At 68.1% G+C, this 17,381-nt stretch carries 19 protein-coding genes; 6 read left to right on the top strand and 13 right to left on the bottom strand.

Annotated features, from left to right (window positions below; genetic code table 11):
- Window positions 1-81 precede the first annotated feature (81 nt).
- The 5 genes from LGR54_RS05730 to LGR54_RS05710 form a co-directional block, all read right to left on the bottom strand.
- Window positions 82-783, bottom strand: coding sequence for a response regulator transcription factor (locus LGR54_RS05730; RefSeq protein WP_230361007.1), 702 nt, complete (start codon window positions 781-783; stop codon window positions 82-84).
- Window positions 780-2,480, bottom strand: coding sequence for an ATP-binding protein (locus LGR54_RS05725; RefSeq protein WP_230361006.1), 1,701 nt, complete (start codon window positions 2,478-2,480; stop codon window positions 780-782). The genes LGR54_RS05730 and LGR54_RS05725 overlap by 4 nt, the downstream gene beginning before the upstream one ends.
- A 118-nt stretch (window positions 2,481-2,598) precedes the next feature.
- Window positions 2,599-2,868 (bottom strand): histidine kinase, encoded by a 270-nt coding sequence (locus LGR54_RS05720; protein WP_230361005.1) that lies wholly within the window; start codon window positions 2,866-2,868, stop codon window positions 2,599-2,601.
- 74 nt (window positions 2,869-2,942) lie between these two features.
- Entirely contained in the window at window positions 2,943-3,407 is a 465-nt protein-coding gene (locus LGR54_RS05715) for a hypothetical protein (RefSeq protein WP_370638143.1), read from the bottom strand.
- A gap of 225 nt (window positions 3,408-3,632) precedes the next feature.
- Window positions 3,633-3,830, bottom strand: coding sequence for a hypothetical protein (locus LGR54_RS05710; protein WP_230361004.1), 198 nt, complete (start codon window positions 3,828-3,830; stop codon window positions 3,633-3,635).
- 532 nt (window positions 3,831-4,362) lie between these two features.
- On the opposite strand from LGR54_RS05710, the gene fae reads away from it, so the two are divergent.
- The gene (fae, locus tag LGR54_RS05705) at window positions 4,363-4,869 is read left to right on the top strand and encodes a formaldehyde-activating enzyme (RefSeq protein ID WP_214009807.1); all 507 of its coding nucleotides are present in this window, start codon (window positions 4,363-4,365) and stop codon (window positions 4,867-4,869) included.
- Between the two features lie 326 nt (window positions 4,870-5,195).
- Here the strand turns inward: fae and LGR54_RS05700 are convergent, their stop codons facing one another.
- From LGR54_RS05700 to LGR54_RS05685, 4 genes are all read right to left on the bottom strand, one after another.
- Entirely contained in the window at window positions 5,196-5,930 is a 735-nt protein-coding gene (locus LGR54_RS05700) for an ATP-binding cassette domain-containing protein (protein WP_230361003.1), read from the bottom strand.
- Entirely contained in the window at window positions 5,927-6,646 is a 720-nt protein-coding gene (locus LGR54_RS05695; RefSeq protein ID WP_230361479.1) for an ABC transporter permease, read from the bottom strand. Before LGR54_RS05695 ends, LGR54_RS05700 begins: the two co-directional genes overlap by 4 nt.
- A gap of 91 nt (window positions 6,647-6,737) precedes the next feature.
- A complete protein-coding gene (locus LGR54_RS05690; RefSeq protein ID WP_230361002.1) occupies window positions 6,738-7,763 on the bottom strand; it encodes an ABC transporter substrate-binding protein in 1,026 nt (341 codons plus the stop codon).
- 11 nt (window positions 7,764-7,774) lie between these two features.
- A complete protein-coding gene (locus LGR54_RS05685) occupies window positions 7,775-8,278 on the bottom strand; it encodes a DUF3280 domain-containing protein (protein ID WP_230361001.1) in 504 nt (167 codons plus the stop codon).
- A 323-nt stretch (window positions 8,279-8,601) separates the two neighbouring features.
- On the opposite strand from LGR54_RS05685, the gene LGR54_RS05680 reads away from it, so the two are divergent.
- From LGR54_RS05680 to LGR54_RS05660, 5 genes are all read left to right on the top strand, one after another.
- On the top strand, window positions 8,602-9,846 hold the full coding sequence (locus LGR54_RS05680; protein ID WP_230361000.1) for an ABC transporter substrate-binding protein: 1,245 nt from the start codon (window positions 8,602-8,604) through the stop codon (window positions 9,844-9,846).
- A gap of 67 nt (window positions 9,847-9,913) precedes the next feature.
- Window positions 9,914-10,906, top strand: coding sequence for a PQQ-dependent catabolism-associated beta-propeller protein (locus LGR54_RS05675; protein ID WP_230360999.1), 993 nt, complete (start codon window positions 9,914-9,916; stop codon window positions 10,904-10,906).
- A gap of 489 nt (window positions 10,907-11,395) precedes the next feature.
- Entirely contained in the window at window positions 11,396-12,208 is an 813-nt protein-coding gene (locus LGR54_RS05670; protein ID WP_370638142.1) for an ABC transporter ATP-binding protein, read from the top strand.
- A gap of 107 nt (window positions 12,209-12,315) precedes the next feature.
- Complete coding sequence (locus LGR54_RS05665) at window positions 12,316-13,104, top strand: ABC transporter permease (protein WP_230361477.1); 789 nt, start codon at window positions 12,316-12,318, stop codon at window positions 13,102-13,104.
- Between the two features lie 26 nt (window positions 13,105-13,130).
- Window positions 13,131-13,799, top strand: coding sequence for a hypothetical protein (locus tag LGR54_RS05660; protein ID WP_230360998.1), 669 nt, complete (start codon window positions 13,131-13,133; stop codon window positions 13,797-13,799).
- A gap of 36 nt (window positions 13,800-13,835) precedes the next feature.
- Here LGR54_RS05660 and LGR54_RS05655 read toward each other — a convergent pair whose 3' ends face one another.
- From LGR54_RS05655 to LGR54_RS05640, 4 genes are all read right to left on the bottom strand, one after another.
- Window positions 13,836-14,432, bottom strand: a complete 597-nt coding sequence (locus tag LGR54_RS05655) for an HXXEE domain-containing protein (protein ID WP_230360997.1) — start codon at window positions 14,430-14,432, stop codon at window positions 13,836-13,838.
- 516 nt (window positions 14,433-14,948) lie between these two features.
- The gene (locus LGR54_RS05650) at window positions 14,949-15,569 is read right to left on the bottom strand and encodes a PQQ-dependent catabolism-associated CXXCW motif protein (protein ID WP_370638160.1); all 621 of its coding nucleotides are present in this window, start codon (window positions 15,567-15,569) and stop codon (window positions 14,949-14,951) included.
- Between the two features lie 77 nt (window positions 15,570-15,646).
- The gene (locus LGR54_RS05645) at window positions 15,647-16,498 is read right to left on the bottom strand and encodes a substrate-binding domain-containing protein (protein ID WP_230360996.1); all 852 of its coding nucleotides are present in this window, start codon (window positions 16,496-16,498) and stop codon (window positions 15,647-15,649) included.
- 22 nt (window positions 16,499-16,520) lie between these two features.
- Window positions 16,521-17,066 (bottom strand): c-type cytochrome, methanol metabolism-related, encoded by a 546-nt coding sequence (locus tag LGR54_RS05640; RefSeq protein WP_370638159.1) that lies wholly within the window; start codon window positions 17,064-17,066, stop codon window positions 16,521-16,523.
- Window positions 17,067-17,381: the final 315 nt, after the last annotated feature.

Here is a 17,381-nt window from a genome sequence, read left to right as displayed (position 1 = left end):
GCAGAACGTCAAGAACAAGTCTGGAATTCTTCGCGTCTCGGTCACCGCCGCCGCAGTGCAGCACTTCGTCGCCACGCGACCTCAGCTGGCTTTCGGCTCCGCTCCCGGCTCGAACATGAAACCACGGCCGCGCACCGTCACGATAAGTTGCTCGCCATCCGCCAGCGCCTCGCCGAGCTTGTGGCGGAGATAACCGACATAGACGTCCACCACGTTCAGCGAGGCGCCGCCATGGCCGGCCCATAGCGCGGCGAAGATGTCGGCGCGGGCCAGCGGCTCGCCTTCATGCCGCATGAGCAGGGCGAGCAATTCGACCTCGCGCTCGGTCAACCGCACCCGCGCCTCGCCCGCCTGCACCTGCCGCACCTCCAAATCGAGCGTGAGCGGCCCGGCGGTCAACACCCGCGGTTCCTCGTCGCCGGCGCTGCGGCGCAGGGCCTGCACCTTCACCCGTGCCAGCAACTCCTCGAAGGCGAACGGCTTGATGATGTAGTCGTCGGCGCCGGCGAGCAGCCCCTCGGTGCGCTCATTCACGCTGGAGCGGGCGGAGAGCATGATGATGGGCGCGGTCTGGCCGGCGGCGCGCAACGCCTTGCACACCTCGATCCCGGAGCGGCCGGGCAGCATCACGTCGAGGATGATCGCCTCCGGCACCTTGCCGTTGACGGCCTTCAACGCCAGATCGCCGTCGCCCACCAGTTCGACATGGTAGCCCTCCGAGGCGAATCCGCGGCGGAGCAGCGAACCGATATCGGCATCGTCCTCGACGATCAGGATGGTCATTCGGCAGGCTCCAGCATGACATGCGGCAGGATGGCAGGCAGGCGGATCGTGACGCAGGTTCCCGCCCCCTCCCTGTCGGCAGGTGCACTCTCGACAGGGGCGTTCCCGGCATCCGAGGCCGCCGGCGCCCCCGCCTGGCTCTCGACGGCGATGGACCCGCCATGCCGCTCGACGATCCATTTCGCAAGTGCGAGACCGATGCCGAAGCCACTGCCCTCTCGGCCGCTACCCCTACCGCGCCAGAAGCGCTCGAAGACGTGCGGCAGCTCGTCGCGGGGGATGCCTTCGCCCGCATCGCGCACCCTCAGCACGACCTCGCCGGCCTCTTCCGCCGCCTCCAGCCGAATCGTCCCACCGGGGGAAGAATGCCGCACGGCATTGGCGACCAGACCCTCGATCACCTGCCGCAGCCATTCGCGGTCGGCCTCGACGGCCAGCCCGGCCGCGTCCTCGCGCTCCAGGGTCAGCTGGCGGGCGGCGGCGAGCGGGGTCACGGTCTCGGCGGCCTCGGCGAACAGGTCCGCGACCGACAGCGGCCGGCGCTCCAGTTCGATCTGGCCGGTCTCGGAACGGGCGATGCGCAGGAGATCCTCGACGCGTCGATGCAGCCGGCGCGCCCGCGCCTGGATCACCATGAGCGCGGCGCGCATGTCGTCGGGGCGGGGGGCGGCCGGGCGCAGCGTGACCTCGGCCTCGCCGAGAATGACCGTGAGCGGAGTGCGCAATTCGTGACTCACATCGGTGAAGAAGCGGCGGCGGGCCTGATCGACATTCTCCAGCCGTTCATTGGCGCCACGCAGTTCGGCCGTCCGGGCATCGACGATCTCCTGCAACCGCTGCTGGTCGGCGACGAGGCGCGCCTCCCGGCGGGCAAGTTGCGTCGCCATGCGGTTGAAGCGCGCCATGGCGAGGCTGAGCTGGTCATGGCCGGTCACGATCAGGCGGGTGTCGGTATGCCCCCGCGCGACGGCGGCGGCGGCGGCGGAAACGTCGGCCACCCGCCGGATCAGCGAGCGGCCGAGCCGGTGATAGATCAGTGCCGCGACCAGAAGGGCGAGAACCACGACGGCGATCCCCCAGCGCAGCGTGCGGGCGCGCAGGTCGCGCACCGCCTCCTGCGCCGCCTGGGCACTGGCGCGCTCCTCCTCGATCGCCTGGCCGAGCGGTGCCCCGAAGCCGGCGGCGAACACGTCGAGCGCGATCCGCACGCCCACAGCGCGCTGCGGCGAAATCATCGCCGCCTTGACCCGCTGGTCGAGCATCTCGAACTGCGCCTTGAGACGGGCGATGGTCCGGCTGCGCGCCGCCATCAGGGTGCGCTGCTCCTCGTCCGACTGGCGCGCCACATCCTCGCCCAGCGCCGTCTCGAAGCGGCGGAAGGCCTCGCGCGCACGGTCGCCGGCGGCGGGGAGGTTGCCCAGCCCGTCCGGTACCTGCGAGGCCTGCAGCGCCACCAGCGCATAATCGCCGATGCGGCCGGAGAGGCCGGAGAGCAACTCCAGTCGCTGCTGGGCGGAAACCAGCCGGTCGACCTCGCCATTGACGAAGCCGAGCACCGTCACCAGCGAGGCGGCCGAAACCGCCGTCACCAGCACCGCGACCGCGAGCAGCAACGCCATCCGCACGCGCAACGACGACATCCGCCCGCGCAGCGCGGCGAGGCGTGTCCGCAGCGGAGAGAAGGATAGGCGCAGCATTCAGGCAGCTTCCCGGATCGAGCTCCTCGCGCGAAGAGGTCCGATGATTTCATGTCCGGCGAGGCAACGCACGCTGCGGCGCAGCACGCGCGCCCTTACCGCATCCGGGCCTGCGGCTTCAGCTCTTCAGCGCCTTCTTGCCGTCGTTCACGAAGTCGAGGCACTCGTCATATTCCTTCTCGCCGAGCTCGCGCTCGGCGCCCTTGAGCGCCTTGTTGATCTTGTCCAGCGTCGCCTTGGGCGGGTTCTTGGCCGCCTCGGCCTTCAGCAGGGCAATCCCGGCCGAGCAGTCCTTCGCCTCGTCGGCCGATGCGGACAGCGTCAGCCCGAGCCCGAAGGCGGCGGTCAATACGGCGCCAGCGACGGCGCTGCGCGTGAATCGTCCCATGGTATCTTCCCCTATCGCCGGTCTGCGCCGGCGCTTTCATGGCAATGAGTGAAGCGAGCGGAAGGCACGCGCGCCTATTTCACCGTCAGCGTGCCGTACATGCCCTTGTCCTTCAGTCCCTCGATCCACCATTCATAGGTGCCGGTGCGGATCGGCACGAATTCGAGCGCGATGGTGCCGGCATCGTCGAACTCGATGTGGTGCGGCGCGCCATAGGGATGGATTTCGAGGTGATTGATGACGATCTGGTTCATCCAGATGTTCCGGAAGAACTCCGGCGCCATGAACTTGTATTCCTTGCCGCCGTTCGACGTCACATTGAGGCGGTAGGACTTGCCGCCTTCCATGGTGATGTCCTTCACCGACACGGTGAAATCGTTGCCGTTGGTGTCGCCGAGCACGATTTCCGGCAGGTCCTGCCGACCCTTGGCGAGATCTCCCGCCATCGCGCCACTCACGGTCGCCACACCGGCGGTTAGTCCCAGCAATCCCGCGGCGATCAAGCCGATGGCCGCGCGACGGCCATGCCCGTCCTTCATAGCTTCCTCCTGACGTTTCTTGGCGCCGACCCGCGCGCCGCCCTGATGGCGGGGAGAGTCGAGCCGGGATGTTTCCCGTCAGAGAGCCTATGGGCGAGCTGTATCTGTGTCTAGAAGATTGATTCTTATGAATATTTTATGATTTCGCGTTCGGCGCCGCGTCGGTCCGGCAGCCATGCGTCCCCCCGCCCGATGCCGGGGCACCGGGTGGGGCGAAGGTTGGCTTCAGATATCCTTGCCGGCAATGCCCGGACGGCCGCAACGCCATTTGGTCACGCGCCATTTGGGATGGCTTTCCGACCATTCGGCGATCACGGGCTGGGCACCCATCATGCATTGGGTGGGGAGGGAAACCTGCTCGACATTCAAGGACACGGCTTCTTCCTTGCACACGCCGGGCGAGGCGATCAGGCAGATGGACAAAATGAGCTCCATAGCGGGACCCTTTAAAGTGTGGACCTGAGCTACCCGAGCGTTTCCCCTTAGACGTCTCGTCGATTAGCAAATGGCATGCCAGATAAACAAGCCCGACCAAAGCTGCGCGCTTTTGTCCCGGACGCCATACCCCGACGCCATATCGGCGCAGTCGTTCCCCACTTCCGGTGCGATCGCGCGGACGTCCGGCCGGAGCCGACCAAGGATTGGGCGCACCCGATCCACCCCTGACTAAACGCTGATCACGGCCGAAATGCGCGGCCTATGGTCGCGACGCGACCGCCGCATCGGCGCGGCAGCGGCGAAACCACGTCGCGAGCGGCGCAAAAGTGGCTCAAAATCAGCGATTGCAACGACGTCCCCCTTGCGGGAAGTCGCGAAGCGGAACTAGTCTTCGCCCGTCTGGTCGCGCTATCGGGCCAACCGGTTTGGTGTTTCAAACGCTGCAACAAAGATAGCCGGGACATCGGAGAGGGGCACCCCGCCCTTCTGATGAGCAACCCCGTTTGGGAGGATTAAGATGGCCAAGATCAACAAGGTTCTGATCGGTGAATCGCTTGTCGGCGACGGCAATGAAGTGGCCCACATCGACCTCATCATCGGCCCGCGCGGCAGCGCGGCGGAAAGTGCCTTCGTCAACGCACTGACCAACAATAAGGACGGCTTCACCTCGCTGCTCGCGGTGGTGACCCCCAACCTGCTGGCCAAGCCGAACACCATCCTGTTCAACAAGGTCACCATCAAGGACGCCCGCCAGGCCGTCCAGATGTTCGGCCCCGCCCAGTACGCCGTCGCCAAGGCGGTGGTGGATTCGGTCGCCGAAGGCGTCATCCCCGAGGAAGAAGCCGACGACCTGTTCATCTCGGTCGGCGTGTTCATCCACTGGGAAGCGGCCGACGACGCCAAGATCCAGCAGTACAACTATCAGGCCACCAAGGAAGCCCTCGCCCGCGCCATCAATGGCCAGCCGACGGTGAAGGAAGTCGTCGCCGGCGCCGCCAGCGCGAAGCACCCCTTCGCGGCTTAGATCGGAAGCAGCCCTGAGCAGACAATACCTCCGCCCGCGGCTCCTTTGCCGAAGGGCCTGCTCCAGCGGTTGGCGGCGATCTTCCTCGACAAATGAGGGTGGCTCGCCACTCTCGGCTCGTGCGTACCAAAGCGGCCCTGCCGCTTGAATGACCGCCGACTTTCGGGCCCGAGGTTTCGATCTCGGGCCCTTTTCATTTGTACTGTCTGAGGGATAGGCCGGCTTCCTCATGTCCGGCGGGAGGAGGGGCGACCACTAGATCGGCCCCGGCACGAGGAGCTCCCGGCAGGATTTGGCTCCGGCCGAATCCGCCCCGGCGCGGCGTCTCAGCCGAACACCGCCCGGCGACATTCCTCGACCAGGGCGGGATTGCGCCGCTCGTCCGCGCTCAGCCCCACCGGAATGTCCGCAACGATCCGCGCCGGCACGCCGTCGAGCCGCACGATGCGGGTGCCGAGTTCCACCGCCTCGCGGCTGTCATGGGTGACGAACATCACCGTCGCCGGCCGCCGCGCCAGCAGCCGGCGCAGCAGGTCGCGCAGTCGCGCCGCGCCCGCCTCGTCGAGCGAGACGAAGGGCTCGTCCATCAGCAGCACGTCGGGATCGAGCACGAAGGCCCGCGCCAACGCCACCCGGCGCTGCTGGCCCAGCGACAGCCTCTCGGGATAGGCGTCCGCCTGCTCCTCCAGCCCGACCTCGCGCAGCATCGCCATCGCCTTTTCCGCCGCCGCCGGATCGCGGCCGAGCGGCAGCGCCACATTGTCGCGCACCCGGCGCCAGGGCAGCAGCCGCGGGCTCTGGAAGGCATAGGCGATGCGCGGCCCCTCAGCGGAGAACGACCGGCCGGGCGACGGCTCGAAGCGGATGCCGCCGGCAAAGTCCGGGTCGAGACCGGCCACCATGTTGAGCAGCGTCGTCTTGCCGAGGCCAGACGGCGCCAGCAGCACGAGGAAGCCGAACGGCGCCACCTCCAGCCGGAAATCGCTGTAAATCAGCCGCGCCGGCGCGCCGGCGGCGGCCGGGAAACGCTTCTCGGCGATATCGAGGATGATCCCGGTCACCGGCGCCACCGGTTGGCGCGGCGCTCCCAGGGCTGGATCAGCGTCAGCTCGATGAGCTGCACCACCACGGTGAAGGCCAGCGCATAGGCGAGCACGGTGGCGACGTCGAACAGCTGGAACGCCGTCTGCAATTCGAAGCCGACGCCGTTGGAGCGGCCGAGCAGTTCCACCACCAGCACGATCTTCCAGGTGAGGGCGAGGCCGGAACGCGCGCTGGCGGCGAAGAACGGCGCGAGCTGCGGCAGAACCACGTGGCGCAGCGTGCGCAGGCGCCCGAAACGGTAGACCAGCGCCATCTCGTCGAGCTCGCGCGACAGCGCCGCCGCCCCCTCGCGCAGCGTCACCGCGACATTGGGGATCTTGTTCACCGCCACAGCGGTGATCGCCGCCGCCTCGGTGAGCCCGAACCAGACATAGCAGAGGATGATCACCACCAGCGCCGGCAGGTTCAACAGCACGATCAGCCACGGGCCGAACACCCGGTCGAGCGCGCGGGAGCGGCCGAGCGCGATGCCGATCGCCGAGCCCAGCAGCATGGCGACGAGGAAGCTGGCCGCCACCCGCCCGAGCGTGATCAGGATGTTGCGCGGCAGGGCGTAGTCGGCGCTGGCACGCAGCATCGCCTCGGCGACCGCCGGCGGGCCGGGCAGCAGCGGCGAGGCGACGATGAGCGCCGCCGCCTGCCAGGCCAGTGCCAGCAGCACCAGCGAGACCAGCGTGGTGCCCGCGCCACCGAGGCCGGCACGCGGCCGTTCCCGGCGCGTGCCGCCGACCGTCGCCGTGCCACTGCGGAGAAAGGCCACCGGTTCAGTCCTTCGACAGCGCGAACAGCCCGGCGTCAAAACCGGGCTTCGGCCCGACCAGCTCGGCCCCGCCGATCCCGGCCAGCACGTCGTAGAGCTTGCCGCAGGCCGCGATGCCCGCAGCGTCGAAGGGGCCGGGTATACCGGCCCGGTAATAGTCGCGCAGCTTGACGAACTCCGCCTCGTCGGCCGCCTGCATCAGCGGGCGCAAGCGTTCCCACGCCGCATCGGAGGACGCCAGCACACGGTTGGCCGCCGCGGTCGCGCGGAAGAAGGCGGCAAGCTGGGCGCCCTTGGTGGCGGCGGTGCGCTCGCGCCAGACGAAGCCGACCAGCGGCGGCGTGGGCGCGATGCCGAGCCCGGCCACCACCTCCTTCATGTCGATCAGGCGGGAGAAGCCCTGCGCGTCCAGTCGGGCGGCGAAGGGCCAGAAGGTCAGCGCCGCGTCGATGCGCCCGAGCGAGAGCTGCTGGTTGATCAGCGGCGGCGCGCCATAGACCGGCTCGGCGTCCTTGGCGAGGTCGAGGCCGGCTGTGCGCTGCGCATAGGCGCGCAGCAACAGCCAGCTCTTATCGAGCGCCCCGCCGGCGACGCCGATCTTGCGTCCCTTCAGGTCGGCGATGGCGCGCACCGGGCCGCCCGCCGCCACCATCAGCGCGCCCAGCGCGTTGGAGAACGGCGCGAAGCGCAGATCCTCGCCCTCCTGCCGGCGGCGCATCGCCCACAGCCAGTCGCTGACGATCAGGTCGATATCGCCGGCCTGCAGCGCCACCGTGGTCGCCTGCCCGCCGGCGAAGTCGATGGTCTCCATCGCCAGCCCCTCGCGGGTGGTGAGGCCCTCGGCGCGGATGGTCTCAGTGAGCCAGTTGAGCGTGCCGAATTTCAGCGAGCCGATGCGCAGCGCCGGCTCCTCGGCGGCGCGCCCCCCACGCGGCGCCAGCGCCAGCAGCAGCGGCGCCGCCAGCAGCGCCCGCCGGCTTGGCCGGATACCTTCCATGATACCGCCCATCATACCGCCCTTACCCGTCATGCCTTGGTTCCTCACGGCGCCGCCTTGCCGGTCAGCGGCGGATCCAGCAGGCGGTTGCGTATCAGATAGGAGATGCCGCGCGTCCAGGATTCGTCGGTGTTGTTGCGGATATCGGCGCTGCCGGCCCGCAGCACCTTGCCGCTCGCGACGTCACGCAGCTGGAAATTGATGTTGAGGATGAGGTTGGATACCTTCTGCACCAGCCCGATCACCTCGATGTCGGCGCCGAGCGCGCGGGCGATCGGCAATTCGCAGCTGTTGCAGTTGCGGAACGGCGAGGCGTCCTCGATTCGCGCCGCCTCCGGGGCGAGGTCGATCACCTCGTAGCCGGCCGCGGTGAGGCGCTGGCGCACATCCTGGGTGATGAGGTCGAGCCGGCGCCGCTCTTCCGGCTTCGGCCCGCCGGGGCCGGCCTCGCCACTGGTATCGAGCAGCTCGAACTCGAATACCGCCACCCGGGTCGCCGCCTGTGCCGGCGCGGCCGCCAGCCAGAACGGCAGCACGGCCAGCGACACGGTCGCCGCCCATCCCGCCCGAGCCAGGCGCCTTCGGCGAATATTGGACGGTCGTTGAGGGATCATCGGGCGACCTCCCGCTCAGTTGCGCCTGTTGTCGCGGGGATCATATCCCTGCGCCCACCGGCGGCAAGACATCCCCTTCACTTTTCCGTCAGGCTGGCGGTTGATTTCCCAATATAGCGGAGAAATTGTTCCCGCTTATTAATTTCTTATGGAACTTAAACTATTGAAGACTTCACGACGTTTGATAGTCTTCTTTCAAAGATAACCAAAGGTCAGGCGCACGAACGCTCGACCGGAAAAATACGGGACGGACGCTCATGAAACGGATGGTCCGCGCTGCGGCGGCCAGAGCCGTGCTGGCTATGGCCCTGCTGGCAATGGCCGGGGTGCCCCTGCCCGCTTCGGCCCAGCAGGAATCTCCCACGCCCGCCGCGCCGAAGCCGGCCGCTACCGTCGCGGCCGCGCAGACCTTTCGCATCGGCCTCGTTCGCCAGATGCCGGAGCTGCCGCCCTGGATCGCGCCGCTCACCGCGCCGCCGGAGAATCTCGGCGTCGCCGGCGCCGAGCTCGGCATTCGCGACGCGCTCGCCTCCGGCCGCTTCCTCAAGCTCGACTATACGCTCGCCACCGAGATCGTGCCGACCGACGGCGATCCGCTGCCCGTCGCGCAGAAGCTGGTCGAGGCCGGCAACAACTACATCCTGCTGGATGTCCCGGCCGCCCAGCTCATCCGCATCGCCGACGCGCTGAAGGACAAGGACGTCCTGTTGGTCAATGTGGGGGCGCCGGACGACAGCCTGCGCCAGCAGGACTGCCGCGCCAACGTGCTGCACGTCGCGCCCAATCGCGCCATGCTCACTGACGCGCTGGCGCAATTCCTGATGACCAAGCGCTGGCGCAACTGGTTCCTGTTCACCGGCCGCACCGACGGCGACAAGCTCTATGCCGAGGCGGTGCGCAATTCGGCGAGGAAGTTCGGCGCCAAGATCGTCGCCGAGAAGGTCTGGGACTACGGCCCCGACGCCCGCGCCACCGCGCAGTCGGAAGTGCCACGTGCTACCCAGGTCGCCGAGTACGACATCCTGATCATCGCCGATGAGCAGGGCGAGTTCGGCGACATCCTGCCCTACAACACCTGGCTCGCGCGCCCCACGGCCGGCACCCAGGGGCTGATGCCGCTCGCCTGGCACCCGACCATGGAGAACTGGGGCGCCGCGCAGCTGCAGAGCCGCTTCTTCAAGCAGCACCAGCGCATGATGCAGCCGCTCGACTTCCAGATGTGGGAGGGCGTGTTCGCCATCGCCTCCGCCGGCATGAAGACCCGCTCCAGCGAGGTGGGCAAGATCCGCGCGCAGATCCTCGCGCCCGACTACGACCTGCCGGTGTTCAAGGGCGTGGCGGCGAGCTTCCGGCCCTGGGACCACCAGCTGCGCCAGCCGATCCTGCTCACCCACGCCACCAACACCGTCACCCTGTCGCCGCAGCAGGCCTATCTGCACCAGCGCACCCCGCTCGACACGCTCGGCTTCGACCAGCCCGAGACCCGCTGCAAATTCAACTGAGCTTTCGCTCGACCCAAAGCCGCAGGACGAGGCGCCGCTGAGAGCGCCACTGCCCAAGGAGGAAACGATGACACGCCGTATCTTGCTGAGCGCCAGCCTTGCCGCCGCGGCGGGCCTGATGGTGATGGGGGAGACCCTGCCGGCGCAGGCGCAGATGCGCGCTTTCGTCACCAATGAGCGCGACCACACGATGAGCGTCGTCGACATGGACGCCCTGAAGGTGCTCGAGACCATCAAGACCGGACGGCGCCCGCGCGGCGTCACCGCCAGCCCGGACGGCAAGCTCATCTATGTCGCCGCCTCCGACGACAACCGCGTCGAGGTCTATGATTCCAAGACCTTCAAGATGTTGAAGACGCTGCGCTCCGGCCCCGACCCGGAGCTGTTCGTGCTCGCCCCCTCGGGCAACCCGCTCTACATCGCCAATGAAGACGACAACATGGTCACGGCGGTGAATGTCGAGAACAACGAGCTGGTCGCGGAGATCCCGGTCGGCGTCGAACCGGAGGGAATGGGCGTCTCGCCGGACGGCAAATATCTCGTCAACACCTCCGAAACCACCAATATGGCGCATGTCATCGACACCACGACCAATGAGGTAATCGAGAACATCCTGGTGGATTCCCGCCCGCGCGTCGCCCAGTTCAACCATGACGGCACCCAGCTCTGGGTCTCGGCCGAGGTCGGCGGCACGGTGGCGGTGATCGATCCCAAGGACAAGTGGAAGATCGTCAAGAAGATCTCCTTCGAGATCCCCGGGGTGAACAAGGATGCCATCCAGCCGGTCGGCATCCGCATCACCAAGGACGGGTCGAAGGCCTTCGTGGCGCTCGGGCCGGCCAACCGCGTCGCCATCGTCGACACCAAGACGTTGGCGGTGGAGAAGTATCTGCTGGTCGGCCAGCGGGTCTGGCAGCTCGCCTTCACGCCGGACGAGAAGCTGCTCCTGTCGACCAATGGCAACTCCAACGACGTCTCGATCATCGACGTAGCCAGCGAGAAGGTGACGAAGTCGGTGGCCGTCGGCCGCTCGCCCTGGGGCGTCGTGGTGGTGCCGTGAGGGAGCGGATGCGTTGCCGCGATGGCTCGAATGCTCGAAAGAACGATAGGCTCCCTCTCCCCGTCGGGGAGGGTGTTGGGGTGAGGGGTCTTCGATGCTTCCCGATCGTGTAGGCCCTCGCCGACCCGCTTCGCGCGCGCCCAATGGGGAGAGGGAAAGAAGGGGTCGAGCCCCGGGTGTCTGACCCATCATTGGGAAGGAAAAGCCGCAGTGCCCTCTCAACGCTCAAGCTCCCCCGCTAGCAGGCCGTCATCCTGAGGTGCGAGCGAAGCGAACCTCGAAGGAGGCGCGCCGCGCTCGCCCGCACCGCCCTCCTACGGGGCCCGGCCAATGGCCGGCCACCTAGGGACGAGATCAATCCCGGAGACGAGGATTTCGACATCTCACTGTGGTGATCCTCTCGCCTCGCCGCCCTATTCTCCCATCCCTGGCCCATGCCGGGGATGGCCGTTTGGTACCACCCAACCTTCCGCAGCGGAATATGTCGGAATGATGCCGATCGACCTCGCCGCCATCGACCGCCCGGAGACGCCCGCCGTCGACCCGGCCTCTGCCCTCGCCATCGATGGCGTGACCCACGCCTTCGGCGCCCGCAAGGCGCTGGACGATGTCAGCCTTAACGTGCCGCGCGGCAGCTTCACCGCGCTGCTGGGGCCGAACGGCGCCGGCAAGACCACGCTGTTCTCGCTGATCACGCGTCTCTACGACAATCGCAGCGGCGCGATCCGCGTGCTCGGCCACGATGTGCGCCGCGAGCCGGCGGCGGCGCTGTCCCGGCTGGGCGTGGTGTTCCAGGCCCGCACGCTCGATCTCGATCTCACCGTGATCCAGAACCTCGTCTATCACGCGACGCTGCACGGAATCGGCTTTCGGCGGGCGAAGGCGCGGGGGCTGGAGGTGCTGGAGAATGTCGGCCTCGCCGACCGGGCGCGCGACAAGGTGCGGCAGCTCTCCGGGGGCCAGATGCGGCGGGTGGAGATCGCCCGCGCGCTGATGCACCGGCCGGAGCTGCTGCTGCTCGACGAACCGACGGTGGGCCTCGACATCGGCTCGCGCGCGGCGCTGGTCGCCGAGGTGCGCCGGCTGATCGCCCGCGAGGGCATCGGCGTGCTCTGGGCCACCCACATCATCGAGGAAATCGAGGCCGGCGATCGCATCGTGGTGCTGCACCGCGGGCGGATCCGGGCGCAGGGCACGCTCGCGGAAGTGCTGGCGGCCGGCAACGCGGCCGATATTTCGGCGGCCTTCCTCGCGCTCACCGGCGCGGCGGAAGCCGGCGACGCACATGGCGAGCAAGGATGAGTATCGTGCCGGAATCCGCCCCGTCGTCCTCCCTTTCGCCGGCCGGCATCTCGCCTGCGCCCGAAGCACATCCCGCCCGCCTGCCGCTCTCCGGCTATGTCATCTGCATGGCCGGCATCTGCTGGCGCGAGGCGCTGCGCTTCCTCAACCAGCGCGGCCGTTTCCTCTCGGCGCTGGTGCGGCCGCTGGTGTGGCTGTTCATCTTCGCCGCCGGTTTCCGCTCGGTGCTCGGCGTGTCGATCATCCCGCCCTACGAGACCTACATCCTCTACGAGGTCTATGTGGCGCCGGGGCTGGTGGCGATGATCCAGCTGTTCAACGGGCTGCAATCCTCGCTGTCCATGGTCTATGACCGCGAGGTCGGGGCGATGCGCATCCTGCTCGTCAGCCCCTATCCGCGCTGGTACCTGCTGCTCTCCAAGCTGGTGGCCGGCATCTGCGTCTCATTGCTGCAGGCCTATGCCTTCCTCGCCATCGCCTGGTTCTGGGAGGTGGAAGCGCCGCCCATCGGCTATCTCACGGTGCTGCCGGCGCTGCTGCTCTCCGGCCTGATGCTGGGCGCCATGGGGCTGCTGATGTCCTCGCTGTTCCGGCAGCTGGAGAACTTCGCCAGCGTGATGAATTTCGTCATCTTCCCGATGTTCTTCACCTCCTCGGCGCTCTACCCGCTGTGGAAGGTGCAGGAGAGCAGCCTGCCGCTCTATTACATCTGTCTGTTCAACCCGTTCACCTATGCGGTGGAACTGATCCGCTTCGCCCTCTACGGCCAGTTCGATCCGTTCTCGGCGATGGTGGTGGCGGGCTGTGCGGTCGCATTCCTCTGCGCCGCCATTGTGGCCTATGATCCTTCCGCCGGACTGATGGGCCGCCGCGGCGGTCCGGAGGCGGTCAAATGACAAGAATGAATGCCCGGGAGACGCCTATGCCCTCGACCCGCACACGCTTCGCGAGGCCCCTGTCCTTGCTGGAGCGGACTGCAACGCCCCTGCGTGCCGGCCTCGCCGCCGCCTTGCTCCTGGCCATCGTGCCGGCCGCCGAGGCCGCCGCCCCCGCCGGGGGGCTGTGGCCCTGCATCCAGCCACGCGTCGACAGCCTTGCCGCGGCGCAAATGTGGGACGGCCCGCCGATCGACGGGCTCGCCTGGCGCGACGATGCCGCGGTCGCCGATCTGGTACCGGTGCTCGCGGCCCGGCGTACGCCTATCGAGGAGGCCGGCACGAAGATCGAGGAATTCGCCAAGCAGGCCGGCGCCAACAAGGACGCGCGGCTCACTCTGCTGTTCGCTGGCGTGTTCGACCAGATCAACGGGTTGCGCGCGCGCATCCTCACCGGCATCGAGCGCTATTCGAAGCACCAGATCGGCCTCTCCGACCGCATCCGGGCGGAGAGCCTGGACCTGGCGAAGTTGAAGAAGGCCGCCACCACCGATGCCGACAAGACCAAGGCGGCCGATGCCGAAAAGCAGCTGCTTTGGGACACCCGCATCTACGACACCCGCGCCCAGGCGGTCACCGCGGTGTGCGAGAGCCCGGTGATTCTCGAGCAGCGCGCCTTCGCCCTCGCCCGGGCGATTCGGGCCCAGATGGACTGAGCCGGGCCTGGCGACGTCTACCTTCGCCCCCGCCGTTCAGCCGGAGACGATCCGGCCGCGGCGGGCGGCAAGCCGCCGGGCGACATGCAGCACGATGAGCAGGTGCAGCAGCACGGCGAGCGCGAGCCCGATCAGGTGCGCGCTCGCCGTCGCATCGGTGACGGCCAGCGTGACGAGGCCGAGCGGCAGGAACAGCAGCAGGCTGGTGACGAGGCCGGGATTGTAGGCCCGCAGCTTCACCGCCCCGACCACGTGGATCGCGGCGTTGACCAGCACCGCATAGGGCGCGACCAGTCCGGCCGCCGGCCCGCAAAGGAGCGCCGCATAGAAGGCGGCGAGGTTCAGTCCCCAGACCAGCGGCAGGTTGACCACCAGCACCGTCGCCACGCTCAGCCCGTCCTGCCCGTGCAGCAGGCGGTCGTTGACGAAGCGGCGGAAACGGTCGCCGGCATGTTCCTCCACCTGATGCACCATGTAGACCGGGCTGTGGAGAAGGATCAGCAATGTCGGCAGGTCGAGCACCCGCGCCAGTCCCGGCACCAGCGCCAGCACCGCCGCCGCCATGAAGCCGGCACCTGCCACCCAGCGACCCGCCAGCCAGTAGACGGCGCGGCGGCCGAAATACCGATCCATGCGGTGGCCCTCCCTCTTGCCGCGCCGAACTCCCGTGGGCGCACCGCCCCTCGGCGCCCTCGAGCCCCCTTGGCGGGCAAGCTCTCGTGGCGCACCGAACTGCCTTGAGACCCCAAGCTGCCTTAAGCCCCGAAGCTGCCTTAAGCCCCGAAGCTTCTTTGAGTCCCTCGGCTTCCTTGAGAACTCAAGCATCATCGAGACCCCAAAGCTGTGCTGAGACACCAATCTTCCTTGGCGTCCCAAGCCCCGTGGCGGGGCGAATTCCCTTGCGACACCGAGAGTGTAGCGCGGCAGCGCCGGATGACCAGCCGAGGCCCTCCATCCGCATCTGCGGAAGAGAACGATTTGCCACGATGGGCGCGCGCGGCGCCGAAATCGTGTCACATGTGGGAAGGGTCATCCGCACGCGTCCACGCCAACGCCGCCCTCGTGAAACGGCCTCCTGCCGCTGCGCTTCGCTGGGCGGCATCGGATTCGGGCAGTGGGGTGCGGCGGAGGGTCGGGCGCCGGGCGATCTCACTCGCGCGGGGTGGCGGGCTCCAGCGGCAGGCCGGCCTTGGCCCAGCCATCGCTGCCCTGCGGGTACCAGGCGACGTCCGTGTAGCCATAGGCCATGGCCCGCTTGGCGGCGTTCCACGACATCCAGCAATCGGTGAGACAGTAGAACACCACCGGCGCTGCACGCCGGCCATTGGTCAGCGCCTCGAGGCTGTGGCGGAAATAGCCGTCCATCGGCTCGCTCAGCGTGCCATAGCCGACATTGGGCAGCCACGTGCTGCCGGGCAGATGGTCGCGCGGCTTGTCACGCCAGATAGTGCCGGGCGCAAGGTTTGCCGGCTTCACGTCGCGCGGCAGCACATCTACGAACAGCGCCGCCTTGGCGCGCCACAGCCGCTCCGCCTCGCCGGTATCGATCACGCGGGCGCCCCTCAGCGTCGCCGGGGTCGGCGCGCGGAAGGCCTCCATGCGGTAGCCCTCCGGCTCGGCGACGGCCAGCTCGGCGACGGGCGGCTCAGCCGCCGACTGCCCGGCCGCCGGCGTCGCTCCGCCGGCAGCCGGGTTCTGCGCTTTGGCGGGCGTGAAGGCGATGAGCGCCACCGCTAGCCCGGCCATGCCGAGCCAGGCGATGCGCACCATGGGCGAGCGGGGCAGCAGGCGGTCGGCGAGAGCCGCCGCCCTGCGGGACGGCTCCTCCCGCCGAACCGCGCGCGCGGTCATTTGCCAGCCTCGATCGGCTGGTTGCGCTCGTCCAGCAGCGGCACGCCGAACTCCAGCAGGATGCGGTTGATCTCCGGCTGTTCGCTGGCGATGAACTCGTTGAGCTGGTGCTTCCAGTTCAGCTCCCCGGGCCGGATGCCGAAGGTGATGCGGTAGGTCATCTGCGGGTCGCCGCGCTCCTTGGTCAGCGGCACCACCGAGAGCGGCGCCTCGGAGCGGCGGGCATAATAACCGCCGATGGGCCCCCACAGGATGCCCGCGTCGATGGTACCGGCATTGATGTCGGCGATCATCTGCTCGGCCGGGCTCTCATAGCGGCGATCGACCATCAGCGCATAGGGCCGGGCGAAGCCCATCAGCCCGTTGCGCTGCAGATGGTCGCCCGGCGGCGAGCCGGCCACGATGCCGATATGCAGGCCCTTGAGCCGCGGATCGGAGAGGCTGTCGATCCCGTCCAGCGGTCCCCCCTTGCGGGAGATCAGCACCCAGGCGGACCGGTAATAGGCATTGGTGTTCAGCACCGGATCGCCGCCGGCGACATAGCCCATGACGATGTCGCAGCGCTTGAGGCCGAGCGTCATGCGGTAGAAGCCCGTCGCCTGCGGAAACCAGGTATAGTCGAGCGGAACGTCGAGCTTCTTGGCGAGCAGATCGGCGATCCGGTTCTCGAACCCCTCGCCCTTCTCGTCGGTGAAGGGCATGTTGGCCGGATCGGCGCACACCCTCAGCGTCGAGCGGTCGACGAGATCGGAGACCTGCGCCGCCGCCGGCCGGATCGTCCCCGGCAGCAGCGCCGCGACGATCAGCCCGGCGAGGGTCGCCGCCCGTGGACCGGCGGAGCGGGTCATCCCGCCAAGCCGGCCCAACCGGTCACTTCCGGCCGAAGCACTGGTTCTCATTTTCACCATAGGCCTTCGTCTTGTCCTCGCGCTTGCTGGGGCGCGTGCGGTCGAGCGCGCCGTCGGCGCGGGCCTTGAGGTAGACGTAGAGGTCGTCCATGTAGCACATGACGTTCAGGTTCTCGCCGAAGGCCGGCATCACCTGATCGGCCGTGCCGACGCCGATGGTCTTCTTGCCGTTCACCACCGTCTCCATGAACTGCTCGTAGGTGAGCGTCTTCAGAGAGTTGGCGAGCGCCGGCGCATAGGTCGAGCCCATGCCGTCCGGGCCGTGGCAGACATGGCACTCGGCGTGATAGCGGCGGTAGCCGGAATAGGTGAACCAGTCCATCGTGCCATCGGGAGCGATGCGGTAGGTCGGCGTGCCGTCGGGCAGGGTGTACTTGCCGAGATCGTCCACGCTCGCCTCTTGGCCGCCATGGGTCTTCGAGCCGTCAGGCGCGGTGCCGACCGCGTTGGCCGAAGCGGCGGGCTGCTCCTGCGCCTGTGCGGCGGCGGGCGGCAGGGCAAGGCACATGACCAGCGGAGCGATGGCCAGCAACGCGGACAGTACGCGCCCTGCGGGGCGCTTGCGCGCCGGGCTGGGGTTCGACCGTCCGAAAGCGGAATTCGTCATGGGGTCACTCCCGAAGGCACCAGGCCAGAATTTGGGGTCGGAATGCACCGTGATGGCGACGCGCAGCCGGCACACGACCTGGGATGATTCTAAGATTCTCATAAGGTTCGGTAGCCCGAGACGCGGGGGCCTGGCGCATCGCCTCGACGATGGCCAGGCCCCGTTGCCGTCGGTGGGAACAGGCGCCGTCCCCGTGAGGAGACGGCGCTTCCGTCA

The organism is Ancylobacter sp. Lp-2 (assembly GCF_020523795.1).
Taxonomy (GTDB): domain Bacteria; phylum Pseudomonadota; class Alphaproteobacteria; order Rhizobiales; family Xanthobacteraceae; genus Ancylobacter.
Note: the sequence above shows the minus strand (reverse complement) of the source record. Positions and strands in the feature narration are given on the sequence as shown.